The organism is Photobacterium sagamiensis, from assembly GCF_050337085.1.
Lineage (GTDB): Bacteria > Pseudomonadota > Gammaproteobacteria > Enterobacterales > Vibrionaceae > Photobacterium > Photobacterium sagamiensis.
This window is the reverse complement of the sequence record NZ_JAKJSP010000069.1, coordinates 1-23,257: the sequence shown is the minus strand read 5'-3', so window position 1 is coordinate 23,257 and position 23,257 is coordinate 1. Positions and strand designations below refer to the sequence as shown.

At 44.0% G+C, this 23,257-nt stretch carries 21 protein-coding genes; 9 read left to right on the top strand and 12 right to left on the bottom strand.

The genetic code is table 11. The annotated features are described in order from the left end of the window. Window positions 1-2 precede the first annotated feature (2 nt). Window positions 3-281, top strand: coding sequence for a DUF2249 domain-containing protein (locus tag L4D76_RS25340; protein ID WP_428443640.1), 279 nt, complete (start codon window positions 3-5; stop codon window positions 279-281). Then, window positions 262-1,548 (top strand): hypothetical protein, encoded by a 1,287-nt coding sequence (locus L4D76_RS25335; RefSeq protein ID WP_428443639.1) that lies wholly within the window; start codon window positions 262-264, stop codon window positions 1,546-1,548. The genes L4D76_RS25340 and L4D76_RS25335 overlap by 20 nt, the downstream gene beginning before the upstream one ends. A 21-nt stretch (window positions 1,549-1,569) precedes the next feature. On the opposite strand, the gene L4D76_RS25330 is transcribed toward L4D76_RS25335, so the two are convergent. From L4D76_RS25330 to L4D76_RS25300, 7 genes are all read right to left on the bottom strand, one after another. Beyond that, window positions 1,570-2,736: a tetratricopeptide repeat protein gene (locus tag L4D76_RS25330; RefSeq protein ID WP_428443655.1), complete on the bottom strand. Its 1,167-nt coding sequence runs from the start codon at window positions 2,734-2,736 to the stop codon at window positions 1,570-1,572. Window positions 2,737-2,741: 5 nt separating this feature from the next. Beyond that, window positions 2,742-3,368, bottom strand: a complete 627-nt coding sequence (locus tag L4D76_RS25325; protein WP_428443638.1) for an energy transducer TonB — start codon at window positions 3,366-3,368, stop codon at window positions 2,742-2,744. Then, entirely contained in the window at window positions 3,368-3,772 is a 405-nt protein-coding gene (locus L4D76_RS25320) for an ExbD/TolR family protein (RefSeq protein ID WP_428443654.1), read from the bottom strand. Before L4D76_RS25320 ends, L4D76_RS25325 begins: the two co-directional genes overlap by 1 nt. After that, window positions 3,772-4,302, bottom strand: coding sequence for a MotA/TolQ/ExbB proton channel family protein (locus L4D76_RS25315; RefSeq protein WP_428443637.1), 531 nt, complete (start codon window positions 4,300-4,302; stop codon window positions 3,772-3,774). The genes L4D76_RS25320 and L4D76_RS25315 overlap by 1 nt, the downstream gene beginning before the upstream one ends. Beyond that, a complete protein-coding gene (locus tag L4D76_RS25310; protein WP_428443636.1) occupies window positions 4,302-5,648 on the bottom strand; it encodes a MotA/TolQ/ExbB proton channel family protein in 1,347 nt (448 codons plus the stop codon). The genes L4D76_RS25315 and L4D76_RS25310 overlap by 1 nt, the downstream gene beginning before the upstream one ends. 1 nt (window position 5,649) lies before the next feature. After that, the gene (locus L4D76_RS25305; RefSeq protein WP_428443635.1) at window positions 5,650-6,480 is read right to left on the bottom strand and encodes a DUF3450 domain-containing protein; all 831 of its coding nucleotides are present in this window, start codon (window positions 6,478-6,480) and stop codon (window positions 5,650-5,652) included. A gap of 242 nt (window positions 6,481-6,722) precedes the next feature. After that, the gene (locus L4D76_RS25300; RefSeq protein ID WP_428443634.1) at window positions 6,723-8,861 is read right to left on the bottom strand and encodes a TonB-dependent siderophore receptor; all 2,139 of its coding nucleotides are present in this window, start codon (window positions 8,859-8,861) and stop codon (window positions 6,723-6,725) included. A gap of 304 nt (window positions 8,862-9,165) precedes the next feature. Between L4D76_RS25300 and L4D76_RS25295 the strand changes: the two genes are divergently transcribed. Beyond that, on the top strand, window positions 9,166-9,597 hold the full coding sequence (locus L4D76_RS25295) for a hypothetical protein (protein ID WP_428443633.1): 432 nt from the start codon (window positions 9,166-9,168) through the stop codon (window positions 9,595-9,597). Window positions 9,598-9,710: 113 nt separating this feature from the next. Here the strand turns inward: L4D76_RS25295 and L4D76_RS25290 are convergent, their stop codons facing one another. Continuing rightward, the gene (locus L4D76_RS25290; protein ID WP_428443632.1) at window positions 9,711-11,105 is read right to left on the bottom strand and encodes an ATP-binding protein; all 1,395 of its coding nucleotides are present in this window, start codon (window positions 11,103-11,105) and stop codon (window positions 9,711-9,713) included. A 279-nt stretch (window positions 11,106-11,384) separates the two neighbouring features. On the opposite strand from L4D76_RS25290, the gene L4D76_RS25285 reads away from it, so the two are divergent. Then, complete coding sequence (locus tag L4D76_RS25285; RefSeq protein ID WP_428443631.1) at window positions 11,385-12,014, top strand: hypothetical protein; 630 nt, start codon at window positions 11,385-11,387, stop codon at window positions 12,012-12,014. Window positions 12,015-12,086: 72 nt separating this feature from the next. Here the strand turns inward: L4D76_RS25285 and L4D76_RS25280 are convergent, their stop codons facing one another. Next, window positions 12,087-12,755 carry a response regulator transcription factor gene (locus L4D76_RS25280; protein WP_428443630.1) on the bottom strand — a complete coding sequence of 223 codons (669 nt, stop codon included), beginning with the start codon at window positions 12,753-12,755 and terminating at the stop codon, window positions 12,087-12,089. Between the two features lie 232 nt (window positions 12,756-12,987). On the opposite strand from L4D76_RS25280, the gene L4D76_RS25275 reads away from it, so the two are divergent. The 3 genes from L4D76_RS25275 to L4D76_RS25265 all read left to right on the top strand — a co-directional run bounded on the left by L4D76_RS25275 (window position 12,988) and on the right by L4D76_RS25265 (window position 17,320). Next, on the top strand, window positions 12,988-13,983 hold the full coding sequence (locus L4D76_RS25275; protein ID WP_428443629.1) for a lipoyl protein ligase domain-containing protein: 996 nt from the start codon (window positions 12,988-12,990) through the stop codon (window positions 13,981-13,983). 745 nt (window positions 13,984-14,728) lie between these two features. After that, on the top strand, window positions 14,729-15,970 hold the full coding sequence (gene codB, locus L4D76_RS25270; protein WP_428443628.1) for a cytosine permease: 1,242 nt from the start codon (window positions 14,729-14,731) through the stop codon (window positions 15,968-15,970). 54 nt (window positions 15,971-16,024) lie between these two features. Next, window positions 16,025-17,320, top strand: a complete 1,296-nt coding sequence (locus L4D76_RS25265) for a cytosine deaminase (protein ID WP_428443627.1) — start codon at window positions 16,025-16,027, stop codon at window positions 17,318-17,320. 126 nt (window positions 17,321-17,446) lie between these two features. Here the strand turns inward: L4D76_RS25265 and L4D76_RS25260 are convergent, their stop codons facing one another. Together L4D76_RS25260 and L4D76_RS25255 are read right to left on the bottom strand one after the other, a co-directional pair. Beyond that, entirely contained in the window at window positions 17,447-18,691 is a 1,245-nt protein-coding gene (locus L4D76_RS25260) for a trypsin-like serine protease (RefSeq protein WP_428443626.1), read from the bottom strand. 401 nt (window positions 18,692-19,092) lie between these two features. After that, a complete protein-coding gene (locus tag L4D76_RS25255) occupies window positions 19,093-19,575 on the bottom strand; it encodes a hypothetical protein (RefSeq protein ID WP_428443625.1) in 483 nt (160 codons plus the stop codon). 378 nt (window positions 19,576-19,953) lie between these two features. On the opposite strand from L4D76_RS25255, the gene L4D76_RS25250 reads away from it, so the two are divergent. Beyond that, entirely contained in the window at window positions 19,954-20,526 is a 573-nt protein-coding gene (locus L4D76_RS25250; protein ID WP_428443624.1) for a PhnA domain-containing protein, read from the top strand. Window positions 20,527-20,610: 84 nt separating this feature from the next. Here the strand turns inward: L4D76_RS25250 and L4D76_RS25245 are convergent, their stop codons facing one another. After that, window positions 20,611-21,291 (bottom strand): N-acyl amino acid synthase FeeM domain-containing protein, encoded by a 681-nt coding sequence (locus L4D76_RS25245; protein WP_428443623.1) that lies wholly within the window; start codon window positions 21,289-21,291, stop codon window positions 20,611-20,613. 298 nt (window positions 21,292-21,589) lie between these two features. Between L4D76_RS25245 and L4D76_RS25240 the strand changes: the two genes are divergently transcribed. After that, a complete protein-coding gene (locus tag L4D76_RS25240; RefSeq protein ID WP_428443622.1) occupies window positions 21,590-23,149 on the top strand; it encodes an FAD-binding oxidoreductase in 1,560 nt (519 codons plus the stop codon). The last annotated feature ends 108 nt before the right edge of the window (window positions 23,150-23,257 follow it).

The window sequence follows — 23,257 nt, the reverse complement described above, 5'->3', positions numbered from 1 at the left end:
TTATGACCGCTGTAATCACTCTGGATGTCAGTGAACTTGAACCACCTCAACCGATGCAGGAGATCTGTCAGATCCTCACGAACCTGCATCAAGGTCAGCTGCTGCACGTCAAGCACAGGCGCGAACCCGTTCCTCTGTTTTCTATCCTAGAACAGCAGCAGTTTGATTACCGCCATACCGAAGAGGGTGAAGGGAAACACCATATTTGGATTTGGCACAAAGGTGACAAGCTAGCCCTTAACAGATTAATGAGACATAGCAATGCGACTGACTGGACTTAACTTCGATGCCATCCCACGGCTGGACGTGCCGATTCGTTTTTACCTGACAGCTCCGTTTTTTGCCGTTATTGCCTCAGTTTTGCTGATATGGCAAGGCGAAAATATCTGGCTGGGGCGTTGGTTGCCAGCCTCTTTAGCGATCACCCATCTTGTCGCTATTGGAATGATGGCAATGATTATGATCGGCTCGCTGTTTCAAATCATGCCGGTGTTATGCGGAGCGCCCATTAAAATCCCTCCCCTGCCTTTAATTCTCATGCAAACAGGTCTCGTGCTCGGCACCCTGGCACTGAGTGCAGGATTTTTTGGGTGGCCCACCTTTGGTGCCAGTTTCCTATTGTTAGCGCTCAGCTTGGGTTACTTCATTATTTCGTTGCTGGGAGTATTATTCCGTCAAGCTGCCGGTCAGCAGACCCGAGTTCCTATTCTGCTGGCAGCCCTGGCACTGGCCTTCGTCTTGCTTGCAGGATTACTGCTGCTGGCTGGGTATCTTTGGGGCTATTATCCGATCACAGGCAAGAACCTCACCCATTTTCATGCGAGTACAGGTATATTTGGTTGGGTATTATTGCTGATCATGGCCGTGAGCTTTCAGGTCATTCCAATGTTTCATGTAACGCCTGAATTTCCTCGGTATTGGCGTATTGCTCTGCCTTTAATGCTTGTTATTGGCCTTGTTTCAATCGCCTTGGCGATCGTGTTTCAGTTAAGCCTCTACGTCAGTAGCGCACTGATCGCAACAGTTGGCACCATGTATGCCGTAACGGGCTTAAATCGGCTTCGCAATCGAAAACGCAAGCTTCCTGACGTTGTTGTTAATTATTGGCAGTGGGCTTATTCGAGCCTGATCTGTGGTTGTCTGTTGATGATTGCCTTGCCATTAATACCCCTTCAGCTACAGGGAAGAATTGAGGTTTTCATTGCCCTTCTCATCGGTATGGGTTTTGTACTTGGCGTGATCCAGGGGATGCTACTCAAGATCGTACCATTTCTGATCAGCTTGCATCTTCAGCCTATTGCCATGAGCAAGCCTAACGCGATGATGTTGTTACCAGATCACTACAGCCTGATCAGCAGACAGCAAAGTAAGATACAGTTCCGGCTTTACCTGCTGAGTATGGCGAGTATTGCTATCTCACTCTGTTATCCGCTTGTCACAGCAAGCATTGGCCTGCTGATGATGCTAAATTGGCTGTGGATTGGTTACAACATTGCTTCGGCAAGCATCACCTATCGCAGAGTCCATCAGGCGATGCTAGAAAGCTAAGAGTTTTGAAGCGAAGTAAGATCACTTCTGCATATGACGGAGCTGATCCAAATATTTGATCCAGCTTTTTGACGCGGCAGATGGTGTTATATTGTTTGCAAGCTTGGCATGGATAATCGCTTTTTCAAAATCTTCCAGCTTGTAATAGGCCCGCACTTTAGCTAGCTCTACAGCCACTTTCTTGTCTTTACGTTTTACCTTATCCAGCTCAACAAGCGCTTTATGATAGTGACCTTCCTGAAGCAGTAATTGGGCCAGCGCCCAGCGATGTTTATTATCTAACTTTGCCGCTAAGGTCCAGACAGAGATAGCTTTATCCCACTCTTTTGCCATCTGCCAATACATTGCTTGTTCAGACAGTAAATCAGCATTCTGATGGCTACCATCTAACTCATCAAACAAGATTGCAGCACGCTCAGGAATACCAGCTTGTGCATAGAGCTGAGCAAGGGTTTTCAGATCTTGCTGACTTAACGCTACCCCCTGATGCCTCGCCAGAGCCAGAGTTTCTAACGCATCTGATGAGCGCCCGATACGTAATTGAATACCTGCCAGTTGCTGCCACCAGACTGTTTTACTTGGCTCTAGCACAATTAAACGGTTCAGCGTCGGAATCGCTCCCTTCCACTGTTTCAGCTGAAGCTGTGCACCTAACTTGATGGTCAGGGGCTGAATATCATCTTTCTGATGAAACGACTTATAACGGTTTAACGCCGACAGTACCTGTTGCCACTCTTCTAGCTGATAATGGCTTTGCGCGATGCGCAACCATAATTCATCGGCTTTCTGAGTCTCCGGGATCTGCTTTGTTAAGGCATAGTAATGTGGTAAAGCGGCTTTAAACTGCTCATTCGATAATAGAATGTCGGCTAACATACGTTGCGTAACCCATGCTTGCTCGTCATTCAGTAAGCCACTTTTGACGGCATAATACAGATTATCTATGGCTTTATCGGTATTGCCCTTCTGCCAATAGAAGATGCCGAGCATACGCTTAACAAACGCTTTATCGTAAGCACGAGAAGGATCTAACCCAGCAAGTAGCGCAATGGCTTCATTCAGCTTTTCATCTTGTTGCAAATTGTGCGCACGCTGTACTTTGCCGGCAGTAAACTGAGAGAGTTCCTCTGCATTTATGCTCACAGGTGCACACAGCATCAAGGCTAGAGCAATAACGACTTTCTTCATCTTAATCATTTATTTAGCTTAAATTCCAGTCGGACCGTTTGGCCCACTTGCGCGATAGCTTTTCCATCAACAACCTTTGCCTGATACTTCCATTTGCGTAACGCCCGAATGGCTTCTTTTTCAAATAAACGCCGAGGTTTAGCATCAAGCACTTTAACATCGGTTGGACGCCCCTGAGGATCGATGGTGAAAGACAACACTACAAAACCTTCGGCACCTTTTTTCATTGCACGCGCAGGATAGCGTGGTTCAACCCGATATAACGGCATCGCTTGCTGATTGGCACCAAAATCAGAGAACTGAGGAACATTAATCGCCAAGCCAGAAATTGCAGTGTCCAATGCAAGATTGGGCATGGCTGGCGTGGGGGTCGCCGTCACAGATTGCGAACTGGTTGGCACCGCTTCCGGTGGTGGTTCTGGTGTATCCGGTTTTTCCGGTAAAGCACGCTGGCGACGCTGAGCATCGCGTTCTTGCTCAACCATCACGATATCAAACGCCAGCACTTGAGATTGTTCAGGTGCACGTTGCTGGCCGTTATCAACCATCCACGCCATAAAAGTGAACAATCCCAATGCCACAGCTGTCGATACCGGCAGTGCAACCACAAGCCGTAGAGCTACAGAAAACATTAACGCTTCTCCGCAGCCAGGGCGATATTTTGTACCCCAGCACCTTTCGCCGCATCCATCACTTTTACCACAGTACCGTTATAGGCATGCTCGTCAGCCTGGATCACTAACGATGCTTCCGGCTGTTCCAGCAGCAGGTGCTCAAGTGTCGCCTCTACACGTTCAGCATCTACCACACGTTTGTCGATATAGATATCATTGGCTGATGTGATGGCAATAAAGATCCCTGCATCTTTCTGGCTTACAACATTGCTGGCCTGCGGGCGATTTACCTCGACACCTGATTCACGAACAAATGAGCTTGTAACAATAAAGAAGATCAACATGATAAAAACAATATCCAACATGGATGTCATATCGATTTGTGCTTCTTCACGAGCAGAAGACGGACGACTGAGTCTCATCATTGGCTCCTTAATAATTTTTCTAATTTAAGTTCACGCATGTGACAAGCTTTAGAAAGACGAGCATGAACAAACATACCGGCAAGTGCCGCTACCATTCCGGCCATTGTTGGCAGAGTCGCAAGTGAAATACCTGAGGCCATTAAACGAGGTTGACTGCTGCCCTGCGTCGCCATCACATCAAACACAGAAATCATGCCGGTAACCGTTCCGAGCAAGCCAAGCATTGGGCAAATGGCCACCAGCACTTTGATCAAATTCAAGTTTTGATTTAACGCGGTACGGGCTTCATTTAACCAGCCTTCGCGCATTGCATGGGCATACCATGATGTTTGATCATCACGGTCATGCCATTTCGCTAGCCAGGCTTTTCTCTGCTTCGGATACTGGAAGAACAGGTAGATAACCCGTTCAACCACCAGCAACCAACAAAGCATTACCACGGCAGCCAACCACCATAATATTTGGCCGCCCTGGTTCATGAATTGCGATAATGAGAACCACCAGGCTTGTAAAAGACTGATTTCCATTATGCTGCTTTTCCTACTTTTTCAGCCTGCTCTGCAACAAGGCTGATCCCTTGTTTTTCCAGAATATTTCGGATGGTATCGGCTTGAGTGCTCAAAATATTATGCGCAAGCAGCAGTGGCATTGCCGCAACAAGGCCAAGTACCGTCGTGATAAGCGCCATTGATATACCGCCCGCCATCACTTTAGGATCACCGTTACCAAACTGGGTGATCACCTGGAAGGTTTCGATCATCCCCGTCACCGTACCCAGCAGACCTAACATCGGTGCCAGTGCCGCAAGCAATTTCAGCATCGATAAGCCCTTTTCAAGACTTTGCTGTTCATCAACAATGGTCTCAAGCAAACGTAATTCTAATGCCTCAACGCTACGATTTTGTTCTTTGTCATACACGCCGATAACACGACCTAACGGGTTATTGCCAGGCTGCTCTGGTTTCTTTAATTGCGCTTTAATTTGTTGACGGGCAATAAACAGCTTAGAGCCACGGAACAGCGTAATAATCGCGCCAATCGCCAATAAGCCTAAGATGATCTTACCCACAACACCACCCTGCTCAAGACGCTCCCTTATCGAAGGGGTATTTGCTAATTGCTCAAGCATCATACCGCGGGAAGGATCGACAACCAGTGGCATTAGGCCAGCTTGACTCATACGAGCCAAATCAGCAGAAACCGGCCCTTTTTCAGGTTGCTTTAAATAAGGCTTAGCGACATGACGAACACTATTCCATTGAACATAACCCTGCTCGCCAACCAATGCGAAGCTGCCCAGGCGATAGGCTTCAACGTCGGTTTTATACCCTTCGCCATTTATGTACGGAACAGAGACGGGAGCAAGTTCTGCGCTGGCATGAATTTGCTCAACCATGCCCTGCCACAACCCCGTTAATTGAGTCATCGAAGGCAATGCTTTGGCATCAACAATCTGATTGACAACAGATGCATACCCCGCGCTATCAACCCCTGTTACCGAGAAATCCATTTCAGCGTTCAGTTCTTTGGCTGACTGGCGAACAACACCAAATAACTCACCCAGGCTACCCGTTTCTAAACGAAGCTGTTCTTCCAACATTGAAAGTCGATTTTCGTTTTCGCTGAACGTCTTGCTCAGTTGTTCAGTTTCACGCTGAAGTTTTTTTCGCTGGGCAAGCAATGCATCACGTTGAGTACGAATACCCTGCTCAGTTTGGTTAAATCCGGCTTCACGTTGTACGTTATGTGCACGCTGCGCTTTCTGGGCCTGCTGTGTTTTTGAAACCAATGCTTGTGTAGAGTCAACCTCAGCAGAAACTGAAAGCGGCAAGCTAAACAGGCAAAAGGCTGTTACTAACGTTTTGAACTTCATATTAGTTGGTCTCCACGTTAGTTGATGCTGCTATGGCTTGTTGAGGTGCGGATTGTTTCGCAGTCAGTTTTTCAGGCACAGCCCGTGCCGAAACCGGTAGCGTGATTAAGCTTGGCGCAGCTTGTTTCTGTGCAATAGCAAACGCTTTATCAATATTTGAGCTTTCTGCATTATCAATAACCTGCCAACCGTTTTCTTTATCATTCCATGCCCAGTAACGCGTTCCGTCCAGGCTTCGAGCAACCAAAGAAATACGACCAAGATAAAGCAGATCCGCTTCGATTGACTCATTTGCCCTTATCGCCACTTTACCTTGATACACCCCCAGCTTAGTGCCGTAATCCATTTCAATCTGGTAGGCTTCAAGAATTCGTCGATATTTTTCGGCATCACTGATATCAGCTTGTGACATCATCGCTTCTAACTTAGTCACACGCGCCAAACGCTGTTCACGTTTAATCGGCTTGTCATCCGCAATAATTAGTTTTAAACCATCAATCATTTTATACATCAGGGGGACCACGCCCTGACGTGTTTCCTTAATGCCCAGGATCTGACTATCAATACTTGCCACTTCTTCATTTTGGTTCGCAACCAGACGAGACAAATGATCACGATAAACCGTTAGATTTTTCACTTCCTCCTGAAGCTGTTCGATATCAGCTTTCATCGAAAGAGCGGCTTCAGCACTCTTATCAATCTTCTTCTGACTCAGCGTTGATGCGGTATTGGTCTTAGTTTCAATCGCCCGAGCGGCGTCAAGATCATTGGCATATGAGCCAGCAGTAACGCTGATCATCAAGATAGCCAAACTGGATTTCATTAATTTCATGTTTGTAATCAAAACTTTTGATAAAAAATTAAAATAAAAATTCACCCGAAAAACTTGGTGAGTATTAAAAATAAATAATCTCGAGTTAACCCGGGCGATCTAGCCTTAATTCTAATTGAAAACGAGTGCCACATAAATGACACCGAGCTGAACAATTCTCAGATTGGTCAGTTTCTGTTAAGCAACTACGAATTAATTAAACACAAGAAGGAAAGTGATGACTTTCCTCCTCACAGATTATATTAGTAACGGAACTGAAGTGTCGCCTTATAGTTACGGCCTTCACCTACAACGACACTACGAGTACTGCCACCACCTAAGTACTCGGTATCAAATACGTTTTCAACGTTCAAACGCATAACGACATCGAGGTTTGTATCATACTTAATTGTATGCGCAACACCAGAATCTACGCGGGTATAAGCGTCTTTCTTATAGGTGTTTTTCTCATCACCAAAACGATCGCCGACGTAAATGGCACCAAGGTTAACATCCGTGTTGTTCGCAAACGAGTAGCGCGTCCAGACGCTTGCAGCAAATTCAGCCACATCCGCAGGACGGTTCCCATCTACCGATGCGTTAGATGGATCGCTGATCTCTGCATCTAAGTAAGTCATTGAAGCAGATAACGAGAATGCATCTGTTAAGTAACCAGTAGCGTTGAATTCAGCACCACGGTGCACTTGCTCACCAGCCTGAGTCGTACGCGTTGTCGAGCTGGTAACATCTTCTGTGATCTGGATATTCTCCTGAGTGATCTGGAAAATAGCGCCAGATACATAGAGTTGATTATCTAACAATTCCCATTTTGTACCCAGCTCATACAAGTACCCCTTCATTGGGTCCTGTTCTTCGCCAAAGTTTTCATCTTCTTCATCGCTGATAGTCTCAACTGGCTCAAAACTTTCTGAGTACATCGCGTAAATGGAGCCATTTGAAGCCGGGTGATAAATCAAACCAAATTTTGGCAAAATGTTATTGTAACTTTCTTCAACGCCAGCACTGTCTTTCGTTTTATCATAGGCAAAGCGAACGCCTGCAAGGGCCTGCCAGTCATCATTGATTGTCACAAGATCCTGAAGATATAAACCATAGTGCTGACTTTCCGAATGTGATACAGCATCATCATTTTTGTAGTGAAGATCTGTCGGTTTATTAAAACCACCAGCGCAATGTGAATTCAACGCCGCATCTTTATCATCTGTAAATTTACAAGACTTGGTACTACTGTAAAGTCGCTTATAGTCATAATGCAGACCATTTACACCCGCCAGTAACCGGTGGTTAGCACCAAATGCATCCACATCGCCAGCCACATCGACAAAAGCGGTATCAAATGTCCACTCATCATGACGATCTGAAGCACCATAATAATAATCAGTGTGCTTATTACCTTGCGTGTCTTCATAAGATTTAGAATCAAGATGAATATCAGATTCAGTACGACGACGTTCATAATACTGGCGATTAATACCTGATTTAACTGACCACGCATCACTGAACTGAGCGACAACAGAAACACCGTAATTTTCGACGTTATTGTCAGTTTCAGCCCAATGTTGATCGTTAACAACATTAGGGTCTATCACTTCAAACGTTATTGGATCTACTTTTGAACCATTGTCCAGATCACCTAACTCATCTGTTATATCGTAATGAGCTGATACCGTAACATTATCGTTCACATCATAATCAATAAATAAACCGCCGACAAAGCGCTCAGTTTCAACATCAGAACCATCAAAGCGAGTACGCCATGAATCCTGCTGCTCTGAAGATAAGATAGCGCGAGCACGCAACGTTTGATCATCGTTCAACGCGCCGCTTACATCTACCATCGAACGCGTATAATTATTAGAATCAATATCTTGACTCACGTTTACCTGAGTTTCATATGTTGGTTTCTTGGAGACCATATTGACCAGGCCGCCGGGTGCCGACTTCCCGTAAAGCAAACCAGCAGGACCTTTTAATACTTCAACACGTTCTAATAATTCAATCGGTTGACGGTAATGGGACCAATGTGGATTTCCATCACGTAAATAGCCGCTTGAGCTTTGTAGTTCAAAACCTCGAAGAGAAAAACGTTCTCGATTCGTTGACGTACCGCCCGCTGAGACACTTGCATCATTCTTAAGCACTTCACCGAGCGTACTTGCTCGCTGCTCGTCGATAAGCTGCTCGTCAATTACCGTTACTTGCCCCGGGGTTTCAAGCTGGGTCGCTTCAATACGCATGGCGCTGGTATTGGTATCAACTTTATAGCCATAGTCACGACCTGTTATTACCATATGCTCATCAACATCTGTTGCCTGGGCCTGAACTACTGGTGCTGTTAAAACTGCACCAATCAATAAAGTCAGCTGACTGTTACGAAACATATTCCGTTATCTCCAAAAATTTAATGAGTCACTTATCAGTTATAAAAGAGAATGTGAGTACCTCATTGCTGCCGTTGCCGGCTACCACTGCAAACTCGGAGCTAATGTAAATGATAACGATTGGCATTTGCAGTTAATTTACATTCTTTGCAATTGCTAAAGGTAAGTAAATCTGAATGTTGTATGATCAGACACGCGGCCAGCATCAGGCTGCTGACTAATGTTTGTAATTTTGAGGCTTTTTGGTGGTTTTCGAAGATAACTGTATAATGCCGACGATTTTATTGATTATGCGGTATTTAAAGTGACACAACTGACCTTAGAAGCGATTCGCCAGCAACTGACAGAATTAAAATTTAATCCGGATAACGTCCGAATTGTCACTGTCAATGCAATGGATGAAGACGTATTAGAAACCTGTACAACGAAAGAAGACGAGAGCTTTTACAATAGCTATATGAATGTCATTTACGGCAAAGGTGAAAGATACGTTCTGGGTTATCGTTGTGAAGCCACTTTGGTTGACCAGGCCATCATCAAGAAAGGGGATCAGTATTTCGACCCTACCCTGCAGGCTAATAGTGACTTCAAACCTTACCAGTATGCGGTGTTAACGGAATTTAAAGTGTTCGACATGATGAAACATGCCAAGTCGAACAAAGACTTCCCGCCTGATGTCGATTACCTTTTCACTAAATCGAAGCATTTCAAAAATATCATCAATACTGCGAAGTAAGTTATTATGCTGCTAGCTATCGGATAATAGCTTATATCCAGCGAGCTGATACTACCGGATGATACAAAAAGGCACGCTAAGATTTCAGGATCTCAGCGTGCCTTTTAGTATTACTACCCGGCAATAAGAAACGATAATGTAATACGTAACCCGCCCTGCTCTCTGTTTTCAGCCTTCACTTTACCTTTCATAACCGCCATCGACTCTTTTACAATCGCTAAACCCAGACCATAACCGCCAGACTGTTTATCTCGCGCGGCTTCGAGCCGGGTGAAGGGATCAAAGATCCGCTTGATGTGCTGCTTCGCAATCCCTTGACCATTATCCTCAACAATCACCATTACATACTGACCGTCCTCTTTTATAGACTGCTTAACCGATAATGTAATCTCTGCCGTTTCCCCGGCATATTTGATTGCATTACCCAGCAGATTTTTTACCACCCGAAGAAGCAAGCGGTTGTCAGCGAGTACCATTGGAGTTGCATTCCCCAGCTCACAAGCAATAGATTGTTCCGGCTTTAATGCTTGCCGACTTTCCTGAACCTGAATATGGCAAAACGTTTCCAGCTGCATCGGCACTAAATTTGCCGAATAGCAGGCATTTTCCAACCGGCTGAATTCCAGAATTTCTGTGACAAGATCATTCATTTCATCAGATTCACGTTCTAATTTGTCTAACAGCGGCTGGTTTTCATCAGGAATACGTTTACGCAATAAGTGAAGCGCTAGGTTATGGCGTGCCAGTGGCGTTCTCAATTCATGGGAAACATCGCGGATCAACCGTTTTTGCTTTTCTGCCAACGTCTGAATACGGTCAGTCATATGGTCGAAGTCACAGGCAAGCGCATTAAATTCAGTGACGCTGTCACCGATCTCTGTGGCAACTCTGACGCTGAAATCCCCGTCGGCCAGACGGCGACTGGCCTCTTGAAGCTGCTGCAACGGACGCTGTAGATATCGTGCAAGTAACAACGAGAATACGCTCAGGATCAAGGCGGCAATGATCACCTGAATGATGCCAAAGTAGTACGGAAAATTGCGGGCCGGATGCAATTGATGAGGAAACTGGATCACCAGTTGATTTCCACCATTCAATGGTAAGGCAATGACGGGCTGATTCACCCTATTTTCCAATACCGTATCGAGCTTACGAATATAATTGAGCTTAAATTCAAAGTGGGGGTGCATCTCACGACCACTGATCGGCTTGTTCTTCTCATCTAACACAAACAGGTAGTAATACTGCCCTCGCTCCCAATCTGCCAATTCATCCAGATCCCCTTCGGCGATCAAGACATCTGCTTGATATGCCAGATCTAACATCTGATCCTGCACTTTTTCTGGAACATGCAGCATGGTTTTAATCAAGGCGACTTCAGCAGCATTCTGCAACGCCATAATCAACAATAGAATTACCGCAAAATACGAAAAAAGGCGAAAAGCTAAACCGCCACGATCGCCAAGAAAAAATAGTGATGCAAAATGCCTAAAACGAATTAATTTCATTATTACTTTCTGTCAAACCTTCAATTTGTTCGGTAATACCAATAGGGGTAACACATGCCTCAATAAACGGGCAACAATGGGATTTCTCATATCAAAAAAACACTCATTTCGTGGTATTGTTCATATCCTGGCATTCAAATAATTAACGTTCAGGTACGGAACGTGCTTAAATGAGAGTTGTGGCATATACTGTCCAACCCTTTGCTAATTAGAATATGTGGTTAACCATTTTCATCAGGGTAAAAAAAAATCGTTCTGGCATGACAAGGAAGTGCACCGATGAAATATATCTTTATTTGTTTTTATAGTTTTGTTCTTTTGGGCTGCTCATCGGGCCTTGACATTACAATGCCAGAAAAATATACCGAAGCGAATGGTCAGCCAAAAGGTTATTTAGTCGGTATGATGGGTGCCACGAGAACCTGGCCCGCCTCTGGGGAAGATTTAACCACCACACTCATGATCCGACAGCTTGGTGATGACGAAACCATCGAATTAACTAATGATAATTCTCACTTCGATTTCAAAACACCTTCCCTTATTGGTCAACTTTTCATTCTGCCACTTCCTACTGGCGAATATGAACTCTACCGCGTCTCTTTTAAAGGCTCTAACGGCAACCAAACGTTCAATACTAACAGTACAGGCAACCTCGCCCTCAAATTCAAAATTACTGAAGACACAGCCAATTATATTGGTGAGTTTATTGCCACCAGTCGAGTCGTTAAAAGCCAACTATGGAACTTAGAGTACCCAAGTGGTCGCGGTTATTTCAAACACGGGTATGATGTCGAACGTGACTCCGCCTTATTTTATCAACTTAACCCTGATTTAAATGCTGTTCATTTTCAAACTAAAGAACTGGCCGTCATTAGAAACCGATTAATTTATAGCGACCAAAGTCAATGATGTCGTGTATAGCCAAACCACCTCAATATGCTCGCTGAACACTGCATATTGAAGTAGTTTAGGTATATCAGCCTAGCCAGCCCCGGCAGTTTCCATAAAACTGTATCCTTTCCCCCGAATTGTCTTTATATGCTGTTTTGACAAACCTGACTGCACCATTTTTCGGCGAATATTACTGATGTGCATATCAAGATTTCGGTCAAACGGGCTCAGATCTTTTTTCAGGACTTCCTTTTGCAGCTCCGCTTTTGCAACCACTATGCCGTGATGTTTAATCAAATATTCCAATAGTTCTGCTTCTGTCCCTGTCAAAGGCAAACGCGAAATTTGCATTGACAGTTCGGTCTGATAGCAATTAAGGCTCTGCCTTTGTCGTTCTAACCCGACTCTACGCAATATAGCCGTAATGCGCCCTAACAATTCAGGCACACGGAAAGGTTTGGCAACATATTGATCGGCACCCGCCTGCAGGCCATCGAGTAAAGATGTTTCATCACCCAATGCCGTTAACATCAGAATAGGCGTTGCAAAGCGCTGACAAATACGACGTGCCACTTGCATACCATTAAGATTCGGTAACATTACATCAAGCAAAACCAGGTCAACGGCATGCTCTTGCATGTATGTCAGTGCACTCTCGCCACAATACACACAGTGAACATCATAGCCCTCTTCACTTAAGACCTCATGTAATAGCTCGCAAAGCTGGATATCATCATCAACGACAAGAATATGGGACAAAACAGACACGCCTTAACAAAAACAATTCTCATTCTAATGATAATCACTGCTCACCTCAAGAATAAGAATGAATCTTATTCCTATTGGGTTAACTCTTAACCGTAATGACTAAGTACACTCCATATAAACGTATCCACCGATTAAGCTATGGTTGTGTATGAACAAATAGATATGCAACAATAGGCAATGCCAGTATAATTAACAACTTTGTACGGTTTTATAGGCATACCTGATGGAGTTACATCTCTACCTTTCAAAATCAACGAACCCGTGGTTTAACCAGGCGGTTGAAGATGTGTTGTTTAATTCCCTCTCTCCTGGTCAATGCGTTTTGTTTGTCTGGCGTAACCGTTCATCAGTCAACATCGGCAAAGATCAGAACCCATGGTTAGTATGTAATACCCAAAATGTTCACCGGAAGAGCCTGAGCATTGTCCGCCGCCAGACATATGGTGGCGCTATTTATCAAGATCCCGGCCATACCAATTTTTCACTCATGGGAAATACCAATGACATCAATACCGCGGTGGTAAAAGATATTCTCACGATCTTAATAGACAAGCTTAAGATCAAGGCAAAATGCAATGAAAACAACGAAATTGTGATTGGAAAGAAAAAAATATCAAATACTGCAACTAGCATTGTTAATGGAAACTTCATGCAGCATTGTACTATCAGAGTACAAGCCGACTTATCAGCCGTGGATGAGTTCATGAAGCGGCAGCGTACTAATGACGATGAAACGTCTTCAATTATCAATAAGTATGGCAATCTCTGCGATTCAAATCCTCTTATTCAGCATAAAGCCATCGAAAAAGCCTTAGCCAGTGCTTGCCGTGAGCACTTTAGCCTCATACCACAAGAAAGAATACTTGATATAAACCCTTTGCCGGATTTACCGGGATTGGGAACAAAACTTCATCTTATTTCAAGCTGGGATTGGAATTATGGTCAGTCCCCTTCCTTTCATCGCCAACTGAACGGTCGTTTCACGTGGGGAACAATTCAATTGGATCTCACCATAATTAAAGGCACTATTGCCCATATTCACTGCCATACTACCAGCCGACTCAGCATTCTGTTCAACACCTTTTCCGACAGAATGATTGGTTACCCCTATCAGGCTAAATCGGTCATGCCAGTGGTTTGTACCATGATGGTCGACTTCGGTGAAAAGCAGCATGAGTTATTGCAATTCGCCAGTTGGCTGGAAAATGAGCTTATGTAACTCACCATTTATTCCTTTGATGCTAAAGCTTTTTTCATTAATTGAAGTAAATCAAAATAGCGATTGTTACCTACAGATTTCATCCATATTCTATTGACTTTACCAGAGTCAGCATGATTTCTAGCCTTGAAGCATTTCCCACAGAGTTATGCACAGCTTCTGTGGATAACGATAATATTCACAGTTACCCACAGGCCGTTACAACATGCCGTTTCTTTCGTGCAACTTGTAAGTTTCTTGCTATTTATACAATAAAACATCGTTTTTAAACAAATGCTGTAAAAACCCTTCTCTATTCCCGCGATTATAAAAATTATGCACAATTACATTTCTTTTTTTGAACTTTGCATTGGATTTTTTCAAACTTGATTAAGCGATAAATCGAAAAACCCATCACTATCACCATATTGATTAATCACTCGGTATAAATACAATTAATGAATACCAAACAGTCTTTAGCAAACGTTTCAACCCCGCACCACATAAAAATATCAAAACAATAATTAACTGTTTTTAAAGAGAATATCATCATAGTCATTGTAAAAAATAGATGTTAACCAAAAAATCATATTGACATCGGCATTTCAAGCACTACAATACGCGCCGTTTGTCTAAAACAGGCCAACAATAATGATTGTTACGTGTGGTCATGCTTATCTTTGGCGCAATACACACACTGCATAAATTTGAATGTTTATTTACAAAATAATAATACGTCTACGACGACAACTAACAGAGGTGTAGAATGGCTGGCGATAATAATTATAGTCTGGGCCCGGTTCCAGAATCGGCGAGAAAAGGCGTTGCATCGCTTACCATGGTGATGTTGGGGTTAACGTTTTTCTCAGCAAGTATGTGGACAGGCGGCACACTCGGTACTGGCCTCTCCTTTGATGATTTCCTCCTTGCGGTTCTTATTGGTAATTTAATCCTCGGTATTTACACTTCTTTTCTCGGTTACATTGGCGCTTCATCTGGTTTATCTACTCACCTTCTTGCTCGATTCTCTTTCGGTTCTAAAGGTTCCTGGCTTCCCTCTCTTCTTCTAGGCGGTACACAAGTTGGTTGGTTTGGTGTTGGCGTTGCAATGTTTGCCATCCCCGTTCATAAAGCGACCGGCATTGACACGAATATCCTAATCCTCGTATCTGGTCTTCTGATGACCGCCACGATTTACTTCGGCATCTCAGCCCTGATGATACTTTCCGCTATCGCTGTTCCCGCTATTGCCCTGCTGGGTGGCTTCTCTGTAAAAGAAGCGGTCGACAGTGTGGGCGGTATCGACGGTTTAAGAGCAATTACGCCCAACGAACCCATGGAATTTTCAACCGCACTGGTGCTTGTTGTCGGCTCGTTTATCTCAGCTGGTACATTAACCGCAGACTTTGTACGATTTGGTAAAAAACCAATGGGTGCAGTATTTGTTACCATGATTGCTTTCTTTATCGGTAACTCGCTGATGTTTGTTTTCGGTGCTGCCGGTGCCACCGCAACCGGTCAGTCCGATATTTCTGAAGTGATGATTGCTCAGGGTTTATTAATTCCAGCCATTATTGTTCTGGGCCTGAATATCTGGACAACCAACGATAACGCACTGTATGCATCAGGTCTTGGCTTTTCTAACGTGACGGGGTTATCCAGTAAATACCTCTCAATGGCAAACGGTATCATAGGTACACTGTGTGCATTGTGGCTCTACAATAACTTTGTCGGATGGCTGACCTTCCTTTCAGCGGCAATTCCACCAATCGGCGGCATAATCATTGCAGATTTCCTGAAAAACCGTCATCGTTACAAAGAGTTCGCGAACGCTGAATTTAAGACCGTTAACTGGGCAGCAATTATCAGTGTTGCTATTGGTGTCGCCGCAGGACATTTATTACCGGGAATCGTACCTGTTAACGCGGTACTGGGTGGTGCCATCAGCTACCTTATTCTTAACCCGCTATTAAATCGTGGTTGGACAGAAGCGCCAGCTAAAGCCTAGCTCCACGCTGTATTCGTATTCATACAAATTAAGTAAAAACAGAAGGACAACAAGATGCAATCTTCAGATATGCTGATTAAAAACATTACTCTACAAGGCAAGGAAGGCCTGCATCAGATCCTGATTGAAAACGGACAGTTTAAAACGATTGCCCCAATGGATAGCGCCGACCTGGTATCTGTTAATGCGAACACCACGATTGTAGAGGGTGAAGGCGGTATGGCTATACCACCGTTTTGTGAACCGCATGTTCATTTAGATACCACTCAAACCGCAGGTGAACCGAGCTGGAATATTTCAGGCACCCTGTTTGAAGGCATTGAGCGCTGGGCCGAGCGCAAATCAATGTTATCAGTTGAGGATGTAAAAGCCCGCGCCATACAAACGCTGAAATGGCAAATCGCCAATGGCATTCAGCATGTACGTACACATATTGATGTTTCGGATCCCACTCTGATTGCGCTGAAAGCGATGCTGGAAGTAAAAGAAGAGATGAAAGAATGGGTAGACATTCAGATCGTTGCCTTCCCGCAAGAAGGTATTCTGTCTTACCCTAACGGGAAAGCGTTGCTTGAAGAAGCGGTTCAGCTGGGTGCTGACGTAATCGGTGCTATTCCACACTTCGAGTTTACCCGCGAATACGGGGTAGAATCACTGCACTATGTATTCGAACTGGCCCGCAAGTATGACCGTTTGATCGATGTGCATTGTGATGAAATCGATGATGAGCAATCACGCTTTGTCGAAACCGTTGCTGCTCTTGCGCACAAATTTGATATGGGTGACAGGGTAACAGCAAGTCACACCACAGCCATGCACTCGTATAACGGGGCTTATGCTTCTCGCTTGTTCCGATTGTTGAAGATGTCAGGCATCAACTTTGTTGCTAACCCGTTAGTGAACATCCACCTGCAGGGCCGTTTTGATGATTATCCAAAGCGTCGTGGCATTACCCGTGTAAAAGAGATGCTTGCTGCTGATATCAACGTCTGTTTCGGTCACGATGACGTGTTCGACCCATGGTATCCGCTAGGTACAGCAAATATGCTGCAAGTATTGCATATGGGTTTGCATGTGTGCCAAGTCATGGGTTACGAGCAAATCAATCAGTCACTTGATCTTATCAGCTCGAAGTCAGCACGCACACTGAACATTCTTGGCACTTACGGTATTGAAGAAGGAAAACCGGCTAGCCTGTTGGTTCTGCCCGCAGAAAACGGGTTTGATGCGGTACGTCGCCAGGTACCTGTACGCTACTCAATTCGCCACGGTAAAGTGATTGCAGAAACTCAGCCGGCGCATACCGAAATTACCCTTGATAAAGTCGAACAAGTGACCTTCAAGCGCTAGTCAGCAGCCGTCATTCTGTATCTATTATCACTAAAAAGGAGGCATTTAACCGCCTCCTTTCTTTCAATTCCCGGTATATACCCAAACCACCCTAAAATGCAGATTTCAGCGAGAATTCATTAGCTTTTAGTCAAGGCTGCCATTTGAGTGAATAGTCGTTCTCTCTTGGCTTCTACGTCGCCATACTGCTGGAAACAGTAACATCAGCAGCCAATGCCACGATATAGTTCCACCGCCGCCATCAATCATATCGCAGTTAGTGGCTGTAACCCCGCCAGAGTCTGCATTGCAGTCCTTACCGTCAGCATTATTCTTACTGTCTTTAATGATATCCGGTTCTTCAACCGAGTTCGCTGGTACCGTACCCATGTACGACTGGATCCAATCATAATAAGTGCCAACACGGGTATAAAAAGTAGGGCGATTTATAGAACCACAAACGGGGACACCAACTGGTGCACCGCTTACGATACCATGCTGTACCCACTCGCCATTATTATTCTGAGCTCTCAGCGGACCACCACTGTCACCTTTACAAGAATCAGCACCGACAGCCAACTCCTGCTCCAACAGTTCTGACGGTAGCGTGCAGACTTTGATCTTGTTGAAAGGGTTGTCGATAATATAAGGGGCATCACCACCACTTTCTAGGCGGTCATAACATTCATAAACAGGTAAGAATGACAATTCTGCTTGTTGTAAGGTAACTGATTGAGTAACACCTTCTGGATCAGTTGCTCCCCATCCCGATACTTTCACATTTTTTGGTCGTGATTCTTCGCGCCATTGAGCATTTAATGTCGTGTCTATTTGTTCTGCAGTGACCAAATTGGCCAGAGTGATCGGTGTAATACGACTAAAAGAGCGATTTACTCTTAACAATGCCAAGTCATTATTAAGAGCTGTGTGCACCAATTCAGTCACTGTTGTTCCGTCTACTTGTTCATAAATAATATGTCTAGCGAACGGTGTATAATCAGGATGAACGATGACATGTGATACCGAATAATAATGTTCAATATCAGTTTGTGTTAGATCCCTGACACCCGCAACAATGCTTATGCGACCAGGCTTCAGTACAAAATAACCGCTTGCATCGGTAGAGTCTCCGGCCCCCATGACGACGCAATGCGCAGCCGTTAATACCCAATGTTCATTGATGATGGTTCCGCCACAGAATGGTGTTTCATTGATTTCACTCGCCCGTAACGTCACCATCCAATTTTGATCGTCGGTTGTCACTTCACTGCCGCCGACCACATATGACGCCACCTCATTTGCATTACTATTAACTGCCCCCGCTAAACAACAAACACTCAATACAGCTTTGATTATATTTTTGCTTACATGTACAGCTTTTTTCCAATCCATTCTGTATTATTCCTATCGCATGTTTAAGCTCGCAATATACCCAAGCCACCTCAAGACGTGAGATTCAAAAGTTTCTCTGGCAATAACCCGAACGTAATGTGTAGGAATAACGAGCACTTTCGAACACATTTAAGAGGAAATGGTTTTTACAAAGATATATCCAAAGGGATATAAGCACAGAACAAATTATAGAATGAAGATAGATACACTAAAATGCGATTGGGTTCATTTAAATATATTTTGGTTTTACTCAATACAAATCATACAGTTAAATGACTCACATTTATCCATTCCCAGCCTTCAGCTTATTTCAGGTAGAGACAAAAAGAACAGCCTCTCCCTGTAAGAAGCCATATCTGTTTAGGATATGGCTTTTTGTGTAATAAGAAATTGCTACAATATTAGTTTTCTGTTGGACAACTTACATCTTTGTAATCAATTTGAACGTATAACCCACCCAGCTCTGCTGCGAGTGTTGGATAGAAATCTAAATTAGCGGCTGTTCTTACGTCACTAAGGTCAATTTTATATACTGCCAGCCCTAACTCTTTAATTTCACTTGGCACACAGCTATTCGTGTTATCTTTTTCAAAACAGAGCCCATCGGTTATAACTATTTGGCCACAAGAGGTTCCATCTATACCGATCCCTGCATTAACGAGATCCGCTTTCGTTCCATCAGGAAAACCTTCAGGAATTAGAGCCTGCAATGCCGGTGATAAATCACTAACTTTATAATTACCATCAGACACGGTATCAGAATCCTTCACAGTAACATCTGACACCGCAAACACGGTGGTTTTGCCTTGAAGAATATCTTTCACATCATCTTCATCACAGCCGACCAAAGCCAGCAACGCAAACAAAGCTACTGCTTTTTTCATAAATCCCCTCTTCTTATAATTTATTTATCCATACAATGCTTTATGAATAATATTAGCGAGCATTTGACAAGAAATCACCACCGCAACAACAAAAACACCCTGGTGGTATTTTTGTGCTTAAAATTCAATCAATGCTGATATTGCAGTGAAAAATGCCCAACGCGAACTGAAATAATATCACTTAATATCATAAGCTTAGTGAGATTATCACATCAAGCCGCTAAGTGATGATTTGTTATCAAATAGATGCTAAATGATAATGCTCCTTAATTTTACGGTTTAGAATACTCTAAATAACTGTGATCTAACGCCAGCTTCCTTTATTTATGAAGAAATGCTGGCATAATATCGCCACAACAATTCTACGGATAATTCCTTATGACTATCGAAAATATCGTTAAGCAGCGCGCTGACGCAAAATGTGAACTTTGTTCATCTGAAGACAACCTAAGCGTATATGAAGTGCCGGCTTCACCAGACACTACTGCTGGTAGCTGTGTAATGGTCTGTGGCACTTGCCGTAGTCAAATTGAAGATGCTGATACTATGGAGCAGAATCACTGGCGCTGCCTGAACGATAGCATGTGGAGTCAAGTACCTGCGGTTCAAGTTATGGCTTACCGTATGCTGAAGCGCCTTTCTGCTGAATCGTGGGCACAAGATCTGCTAGATATGCTGTATCTGGAAGAAGATATGATTGAGTGGGCTGAAAAAGGCATCGCTGAAGAAGAACTCGATTCTGTACAAACTCTGGATGTAAACGGTACTGCACTTCAGGCTGGTGACAACGTCAATATCATCAAAGATCTGCCAGTCAAAGGCTCTAGCCTAGTGGTTAAGCAAGGTACTGCGGTTCGCGGCATCAGACTAACCAATAACCCGCTACACATTACAGGTAAAGCTGCAGGCACAAATATGGTTATTATCGCGGCTTACTGTAAAAAGATGTAATCGCTTTTTATCGCGTGATCGTAACAAAAAGGCGCTAATTAGCGCCTTTTTTAATATCAGATGAATTAAGTCGTTTTGGTAGCATTATGCTATCTGTTGTTGTGACATTGGCAGTAATTGATTTAGCACTTCTTCATCGAGGGTTGGGATCAGTCTTCTGACGGTAACCTCATCGAGATGATTTTTTTCAATAAACGTATCAAGGCAACAGGTCTTAGCCATCAACGTCAGATCGATAGCGGCATTTGGCCGGGGTGCAAAACCACACTGACTTGTCATGCCTAAACGTTCATAGAAACGTTTGTGTTTTTTGCCAGCTGCGCATACCAGAGCTGTTTTACCCAACTTTTCCAGGGCAAAGTATGCGCAGGAAAACAAAGCTAAGGGAGCAAGTGCTTCTATACCACGCTTTTCAGGTATCACCGCCAAACGTCCCATTTCAATAATGGTACCGTATTCTTTTTCAAGTTCGGCAAATTCTGGCTCAAAACCCGCTTTACAAGGAATATCTACCCAATCAAGTGGACGGTGCAAGATACTCGCACGTATCGTTGCCACGGGCTGGCCATTCTCTTTCAGCAAAAAGGTTATGTTATTGGGTTTTTCATCAAAAAAATCACGGAACAACTCCTGATCATTCTGTTCAATATAGCCAACTGAGGTGTAAGCCTGATAACGAATATTATAAGCAATTAACTTATCTTCTTCCGTCAGACAAATGTGATTCGACAAGCGTTGATATTGCAGTGGCGTTTCGTTATTCACGAGTTATTCCATCCTTGGGTTAGATGGCTTCTTAGCTGATTAACTATAAAACACAGAGCTATGAAACCAGTTGAGTCACATTCACAGCTTATCTTTTTTTTCGACCTTTATTAAGTCAGTTCAGCTTGCTCTGTCACTTACAACCGATTTATGCAACCTGACTCGCAAACCTGTCGTACATTTTCGCTTTATTGCTATTTTTCAGGCAAAACAAGGTTAGTTAATCCTTTGTTTATTAACAAACAAATTGAATTTCAACCTAAGCACGCGAACAGACCAACGACAAGGATGGTTGACCATGCAACATTCCCTTTCCGATATACTTTCTGAAATATTCCGCGAGCATCAACTCAGTATTGACACCGATACTCTTGAGGAATACAGCCTCGCACTGAATGGCAGCACATCACTCCCTGGCGCAATTGTCTGGCCAGAAAACGAAGAGCAACTCATCAAGCTGATACACTCAGCCAATCAGTATAACTTTGAAATCCATCCTGTTGCACAGGGGAAAAATTGGGGCTACGGAACGGCTCAGGGCTCAAAGTCCGGCCAGGTGATTGTTAATTTAAGCCGCATGAACTGTGTGGTGGAAATTAATGATCAGCAAGCTTATGTTCGTGTTCAACCAGGGATCTCACAGTCTCAGCTCTACCAGGCATTACAGGCTCAATCGTCATCACTGCAGTTAGATATTACTGCTGCCGGATTACATACCAGCGTGGTCGGTAACATTCTTGAACGCGGCTTTGGCCATACCGATTACACCAACCGCTTTGGCAATGTACTGGCAATGCGAGTGTTACTGCCGACTGGAGAGATCATCAACACTGGGATGGGGATGTACACAACCAGCAAAGCGGAACATCTCTACCCTTATGGCATTGGTCCGATTCTAAGTGGTTTGTTTACTCAATCGAATCTCGGAATTGTGCTGGAAATGACCATCGCCCTGCAGCCAAAACCTGAATATCAGGCAACAGTCTTGGTCATGTGCAAAGATGATCATGCCGCACCAGATATGGTTGCAACAATTGCAAAACTCAAACTGGAAGGTGTTGTTACCAGTGGCGTGCACACTGCCAGTATGTCTCGCGCAATCGGTGAACAAGCCGCCAAAACTGCAGGTGCCTGGGTATTAACCACTTCCCTCGCTGGCCCAAAATCAATTGTTAAAGCGCGCTTTAAACACTTCAAACGTACCATTCTTGCCAATGTCCCTAACTCTAAGGTTCTGATGTTCGATGATTTTCGCTGGGATCTGCTGAGCAAACTCAATCGATATTTAAAGTCACCGATGATTGCTAGCTTGAAGTTAGTAATTGATTTGAAAAAAGGGGTTCCGTCAGATGAAGCCATGAAAACCTTGCTCGATACCCGTGAAGCCAGATCCAGCATGAAAACCTCTGAGTTCCCGGCTTGTTTTCGGTGGATATGCGCGGTAAGCAGCTTCTCACCGCAAGATATCAAGCAGATGTTAGGTATCTGTCGTCATATTTTCGAAAAATACGGCTACGAAGAGCGCTATACCATGACCAACGTCAGCGAACGAGCGGTAGTATTAATCGCCAATATTCGCTATGACAATACTGACGATGAACTTAAGAAAGCCGCGGCCTTTTACCACGAGTTAGATCATGAATTGATCACCGCAGGTTTCTGCCCGTACCGCAGCGGTCCCGGCATGTTTGAATCAATTGAGCCGCATCTCAAAGCACCTCATCTGGCACTATTGAAGAAGCTGAAACAGACTATGGATCCGAATAATATTTTGTCACCGAATAAGTATTGGCTAAATGGTGAAGCGACTGATAATCGAAACGAGATCAGCAAAAAGGATGCTGAGGAGATACACTAGAAAAAGCACGGTTCCGGCACACGAACCGCAGTGAAACATATTAGAAAATGAAAAAACCTCCGGCAGAGCCGGAGGTTTTTTCATTTTCTAATATGTTTCACTGCGGTT

Bases quoted from the DNA above. Each gene is read 5' to 3' on its own strand.
- L4D76_RS25340 (WP_428443640.1), top strand. From the start codon at position 3: ATGACCGCTGTAATCACTCTGGATGTCAGTGAACTTGAACCACCTCAA.
- L4D76_RS25335 (WP_428443639.1), top strand. From the start codon at position 262: ATGCGACTGACTGGACTTAACTTCGATGCCATCCCACGGCTGGACGTG.
- L4D76_RS25330 (WP_428443655.1), bottom strand. From the start codon at position 2,736: ATGAAGAAAGTCGTTATTGCTCTAGCCTTGATGCTGTGTGCACCTGTG.
- L4D76_RS25325 (WP_428443638.1), bottom strand. From the start codon at position 3,368: ATGTTTTCTGTAGCTCTACGGCTTGTGGTTGCACTGCCGGTATCGACA.
- L4D76_RS25320 (WP_428443654.1), bottom strand. From the start codon at position 3,772: ATGAGACTCAGTCGTCCGTCTTCTGCTCGTGAAGAAGCACAAATCGAT.
- L4D76_RS25315 (WP_428443637.1), bottom strand. From the start codon at position 4,302: ATGGAAATCAGTCTTTTACAAGCCTGGTGGTTCTCATTATCGCAATTC.
- L4D76_RS25310 (WP_428443636.1), bottom strand. From the start codon at position 5,648: ATGAAGTTCAAAACGTTAGTAACAGCCTTTTGCCTGTTTAGCTTGCCG.
- L4D76_RS25305 (WP_428443635.1), bottom strand. From the start codon at position 6,480: ATGAAATTAATGAAATCCAGTTTGGCTATCTTGATGATCAGCGTTACT.
- L4D76_RS25300 (WP_428443634.1), bottom strand. From the start codon at position 8,861: ATGTTTCGTAACAGTCAGCTGACTTTATTGATTGGTGCAGTTTTAACA.
- L4D76_RS25290 (WP_428443632.1), bottom strand. From the start codon at position 11,105: ATGAAATTAATTCGTTTTAGGCATTTTGCATCACTATTTTTTCTTGGC.
- L4D76_RS25285 (WP_428443631.1), top strand. From the start codon at position 11,385: ATGAAATATATCTTTATTTGTTTTTATAGTTTTGTTCTTTTGGGCTGC.
- L4D76_RS25275 (WP_428443629.1), top strand. From the start codon at position 12,988: ATGGAGTTACATCTCTACCTTTCAAAATCAACGAACCCGTGGTTTAAC.
- codB (WP_428443628.1), top strand. From the start codon at position 14,729: ATGGCTGGCGATAATAATTATAGTCTGGGCCCGGTTCCAGAATCGGCG.
- L4D76_RS25265 (WP_428443627.1), top strand. From the start codon at position 16,025: ATGCAATCTTCAGATATGCTGATTAAAAACATTACTCTACAAGGCAAG.
- L4D76_RS25260 (WP_428443626.1), bottom strand. From the start codon at position 18,691: ATGGATTGGAAAAAAGCTGTACATGTAAGCAAAAATATAATCAAAGCT.
- L4D76_RS25255 (WP_428443625.1), bottom strand. From the start codon at position 19,575: ATGAAAAAAGCAGTAGCTTTGTTTGCGTTGCTGGCTTTGGTCGGCTGT.
- L4D76_RS25250 (WP_428443624.1), top strand. From the start codon at position 19,954: ATGACTATCGAAAATATCGTTAAGCAGCGCGCTGACGCAAAATGTGAA.
- L4D76_RS25240 (WP_428443622.1), top strand. From the start codon at position 21,590: ATGCAACATTCCCTTTCCGATATACTTTCTGAAATATTCCGCGAGCAT.